Genomic DNA, 3,877 nt, shown 5'->3' on the forward strand with positions numbered 1-3,877 from the left:
ATAAAGGCCCATGTAACGGCGCAGAGCCGGTGCGTGAATACATCAATCAGCAAGCCGCCCGCATCGCTGAGCTTGAAAGCAGAAATGAGAGTTTAGCTGAAGCCCTGCTGCGCTGTTGCACTTATCTCGAAGGCCCGTGCGATGTACCAGGCTGTGACGCATGTGAGCTACTGAAGTACTGCGAAACAACGTTAGAAAACAGCAGTCTTAATCTTAACATAACCCGCTTTGAAAAAGTGATTAGCGCCGGGCAGATCCAACAGGATGATCATTTAATCCTTCACACAAAAGAGGGAATCATCACCGCTAAAGCAAACGAGATAATCCGCCCAGGCGTTACTGATGATAGCGATGGTGAAGAGGTCATCTACAACCGGAAAAAGAACCATTACTTCATAACCAGCATGGTGATCAGCGGCCAGTCATGGGTTAAAGAAGTTTACATTGTGAAGCCACAGGAGCCATCAAAATGACCACCCTACTGATCGGTATAGCAATAATCATCGCAGCGTTCTACGCCATTGTGGTCATGCCGCGACGACACGGTCGAAGCTGGGCAAAAGCTTCCGTCGTCATAGCGCTAATCATTGGCTCGGGAGCGGTTATAGCAGGCGCATCGATGATGCTGTTTGGGGCGGTTTCATAACGACCTATTAAGCGGACGCCGCAGGCGTTCCGATTGAATTACTTGTTATGCGCAGGAGGTACAGAATGGAGCCAGTAATGAAAGCAAAAGCCATTAAGGTGTTTGAGAGAAAAGTATGGGTTGAGAGCGACTTTATGGGTGATAAGCACGTAATGATTCAGCACCAGGATGGCAAGAGCGACCCTTTCTGCTATTGCTCGTTTCACTACGACTACGCCTATACGTCGAATTCAACAATACGGCAGACTGCTGAGAATATGGCGATAGCCCTTGGAGCAACTGAGCCGGTTGAACATAAGTCGCGCCCGTTCAGCGTAGGCGCATAACCGAAAGCTAACGGCCAGCGCCACAGCGCTGGTCCAATTTGAGCGCCTTGTTATTTGGCGCGGGAGTGAAGAATGGAACATGATTTTTTTGAGATGTACGAAAATCAAGGATGCCTGTCTTTGGAGCTTGGGCACAACTCTGTTGCTGATTGGGTTCTTGTTATAAGAGATAAAAAAGACACAAGAATTGGTGAGCAAGGCAAGCAGATATTTCAAGTTCAGAGTTGCGATAGAAAGAAGGTTTTTGCTGAAGCTTACCACTTGCTGACTGAATACCTTTCAGAAGAACGGGGCGGATATTAGCGCCAAATAACAATAATGATACCGGGCCGAAGGTCCCGGTCATCGCAGTGTTATTAATAAATATAGGTGGTGAGTGATGAACTGCGAACATATTAGCTACGAACATATGAGCGATTTTGAGATAAACAACCTTGTTGCTTTTGCGCTCGGCTATCTGGTTAAAACCGAGATAGAAGATGGCCTTTGTGGATTTACAAAAGAATATCATGAGAAATACCCGAACACGATATGGGCTGCCAAAACCGATGATCGGGGAGAACAGTGCGAGGCTTGGGAGCAAATGAACTTCTGCTCTTCTCCTGAAGAAGCTTGGCCAATACTAACAAAGATGATCAAGGCCGGACACTTCATAGCATTTGATGGTGATAGCGTTATCTGCGATACATGGCATCAGTACCACGATGAAGGTAAAGAGCTTATGGCGCTGATGATTGTATTTCTGAAGATGCAAGGTGGTGAGTGATGGCAAAACTACTTGAACCAGAAACATTCCGGCGCCGATATTTCGAGCGCGAAGGCCCTTCAGATGAAGAACTGGAGCGGGACGTTGCCGCTGGTAAGCTCCGCGGCACTATCGTTTGCGGTAAAGTGTGGATAGCAGATGATGCCCTGTTCAATAAAGACCCCTGGCAACCAGAAAAACAAAATAGAAACCCGCTGCTGGCAGCGGTAGGCTGAGACTAAAGACATGGCAAAGCAACGATACTTCAACAGTGTGCCGTTAATCGACAACCTCTATCCGGACAACCGGAAGCGTGAAGGTCGGTGGCGGTACCGGTGGCCAGATGGTTCTTTTCAGAACTTCGAAGCTGCAACGGTGCAAGAAGCCAATGCCTTTGCCATTGAAGCCAACCAGGTGCGTGAGCAAAAGCCACAGACTGAATCGCCAGAAAGCGCCCTGCCGTATTGGGCTGAAAAATACATCGAGCACCGCGAGGCGATGGACCCGGGGCTGGCTAATAAATCCTCATGGGTTAGACGCAACCGCGCAGCGATCCGGCAGTTTGCAAAACAGTTCGGCGGGACACCGGTATTTATTCTCAGTTTAAAGCATATCCGCCCGTGGTGGGATTCGCTGACAGGCGCTGCGCAGCGTAATAAAAAGCCAGAGCTCAACCGGTTCTGTAACCACCTGATAGCGGAGGAAGTAACATCCAACCTGCAGCCGCACCCGTTCAATATCTTGATGATGCGCCCAGCGGCTCACAAAAAACGCGCTCGGCTATCGCTGGAGGCGTACTGGACCATATACAAAAAGGCACCAGATCTCGGGCTGGATTACATTCAAGACGCCATGGCCATCGCCCTGCTGACGTTCATGCGCCGGTCAGATATATGCTCACTACGTTTTGATGAGCACACCAATGGCGAGCAGCTTTGGAAGGTTATCAGCAAGGCAGCGGCGCAGGGAAAACTGAAGAGACTGATCTGGAACTTTGAAAGGTGGCCAGAACTGAGAGCGGTAGTCGCCCGATGCCGTGAACGCTCAATGAAGCATAAGCGCTGCCCATACCTGATATCAAAGAAACCAGAGCGTAGAATCATGGGCGATGTGAAAAACCACTTTTACCAAGTGCTGCCTGACATGCTGTCTGAAGACTTTACCAAGGTTCGTGACGCCACAGGACTATTTAACCACCTACCACCAACGATGCGCCCCGGCATTCACGAAGTAAGATCAACCGGATCATTTCTCTATGAAGATGAAGCAGATCAGACAAAGGTGATGAACGCGATGGCACACAGCGATATAGAAATGACCAGGCACTATCAGTCCGGACATAAAATAGAAGAAATTGAGATTGATATAGAAGAATTACCGATTGCGAAGCTGGGCGGGCAGTTCTGATGGATGACTTATCACTATCAACGTACCTTGCCAGCAACCCCGATAGAAGCAAAGAGTACTCGGCGGCGCCGGAAAAAAGCAAGCTAACCAAGGACTGGGTTTGCTACTTATTTGATTACAAAGATGGCCGCTTGTATTGGCGATCAACCTTTAATAGCAAAGCACGGGGCGGCAATCGAGCAGGGAAATTGCATTCATCTGGTTATCGCCGAATATCGATCGATGGCGTTCTTTACCTTGAGCACAGAGTTATCTACATCTGGCATCACGGAGATATAGGGGAATACGATATCGACCACATTAACGGCACCAAAGATGATAATCGCATTGAGAACCTGCGGACCTGCACTAATTCGCAAAACCAAGCGAATCGAAAAACAACTAAAGGATATAGCATCTATAAAGGTGTTAAATATGATGAGGGCTGCTCTAAGCCTTGGAGAGCTACTATTCAGCTTGCAGGGGAGTCATATAACCTTGGGTCTTATTCCAGCGAAGAGCAAGCTGCTTTAGCCTACGATAGTGCTGCTAGAAAACGCTTCGGGGAGTTCGCAAGAACAAACTTTGAGATTAGCAGAGGAAAACAAGGGAATGACTGACAAAAATATCCAAAGCTGGTTTTGTCCCAACTTTGTCCAAACTTTGTCCCGAGTTATTTATAAAGTCAGCGATATGTTGCTGAAGCCGAATAACTACGTGGGGTGTAGTGGTAGGACTAGGCGGATTCGAACCGCCGACCTCTACCATGTCAAG

Annotated in this window: 8 protein-coding genes; all 8 read left to right on the top strand. The window is 48.3% G+C overall.

Features of this window, described 5'->3' with window-relative positions; translation table 11 throughout:
* A partial coding sequence (locus Q0499_RS05325) for a hypothetical protein (RefSeq protein WP_299197001.1) occupies positions 1-473 on the top strand: 473 nt, incomplete at its 5' end.
* Complete coding sequence (locus Q0499_RS05330; RefSeq protein WP_299197002.1) at positions 470-646, top strand: hypothetical protein; 177 nt, start codon at positions 470-472, stop codon at positions 644-646. The genes Q0499_RS05325 and Q0499_RS05330, both read left to right, overlap by 4 nt.
* 65 nt (positions 647-711) lie before the next feature.
* Complete coding sequence (locus Q0499_RS05335) at positions 712-972, top strand: hypothetical protein (RefSeq protein WP_299197003.1); 261 nt, start codon at positions 712-714, stop codon at positions 970-972.
* 72 nt (positions 973-1,044) lie between these two features.
* Positions 1,045-1,275, top strand: coding sequence for a hypothetical protein (locus tag Q0499_RS05340; RefSeq protein WP_299197005.1), 231 nt, complete (start codon positions 1,045-1,047; stop codon positions 1,273-1,275).
* Between the two features lie 76 nt (positions 1,276-1,351).
* Positions 1,352-1,738, top strand: coding sequence for a phage protein NinX family protein (locus tag Q0499_RS05345; RefSeq protein WP_299197006.1), 387 nt, complete (start codon positions 1,352-1,354; stop codon positions 1,736-1,738).
* Positions 1,738-1,953, top strand: coding sequence for a hypothetical protein (locus Q0499_RS05350; RefSeq protein WP_299197007.1), 216 nt, complete (start codon positions 1,738-1,740; stop codon positions 1,951-1,953). The genes Q0499_RS05345 and Q0499_RS05350 overlap by 1 nt, the downstream gene beginning before the upstream one ends.
* Before the next feature lie 10 nt (positions 1,954-1,963).
* Positions 1,964-3,124, top strand: coding sequence for a tyrosine-type recombinase/integrase (locus tag Q0499_RS05355; protein WP_299197008.1), 1,161 nt, complete (start codon positions 1,964-1,966; stop codon positions 3,122-3,124).
* On the top strand, positions 3,124-3,723 hold the full coding sequence (locus tag Q0499_RS05360) for an HNH endonuclease (RefSeq protein ID WP_299197009.1): 600 nt from the start codon (positions 3,124-3,126) through the stop codon (positions 3,721-3,723). Before Q0499_RS05355 ends, Q0499_RS05360 begins: the two co-directional genes overlap by 1 nt.
* The last annotated feature ends 154 nt before the right edge of the window (positions 3,724-3,877 follow it).

The organism is uncultured Amphritea sp. (assembly GCF_937127095.1).
In the GTDB taxonomy this organism is placed as follows: Bacteria; Pseudomonadota; Gammaproteobacteria; order Pseudomonadales; family Balneatricaceae; genus Amphritea.

What these genes read in the sequence shown, in the direction of transcription:
- Q0499_RS05330 (WP_299197002.1), top strand. Translation starts at nt 470, where the DNA reads ATGACCACCCTACTGATCGGTATAGCAATAATCATCGCAGCGTTCTAC.
- Q0499_RS05335 (WP_299197003.1), top strand. Translation starts at nt 712, where the DNA reads ATGGAGCCAGTAATGAAAGCAAAAGCCATTAAGGTGTTTGAGAGAAAA.
- Q0499_RS05340 (WP_299197005.1), top strand. Translation starts at nt 1,045, where the DNA reads ATGGAACATGATTTTTTTGAGATGTACGAAAATCAAGGATGCCTGTCT.
- Q0499_RS05345 (WP_299197006.1), top strand. Translation starts at nt 1,352, where the DNA reads ATGAACTGCGAACATATTAGCTACGAACATATGAGCGATTTTGAGATA.
- Q0499_RS05350 (WP_299197007.1), top strand. Translation starts at nt 1,738, where the DNA reads ATGGCAAAACTACTTGAACCAGAAACATTCCGGCGCCGATATTTCGAG.
- Q0499_RS05355 (WP_299197008.1), top strand. Translation starts at nt 1,964, where the DNA reads ATGGCAAAGCAACGATACTTCAACAGTGTGCCGTTAATCGACAACCTC.
- Q0499_RS05360 (WP_299197009.1), top strand. Translation starts at nt 3,124, where the DNA reads ATGGATGACTTATCACTATCAACGTACCTTGCCAGCAACCCCGATAGA.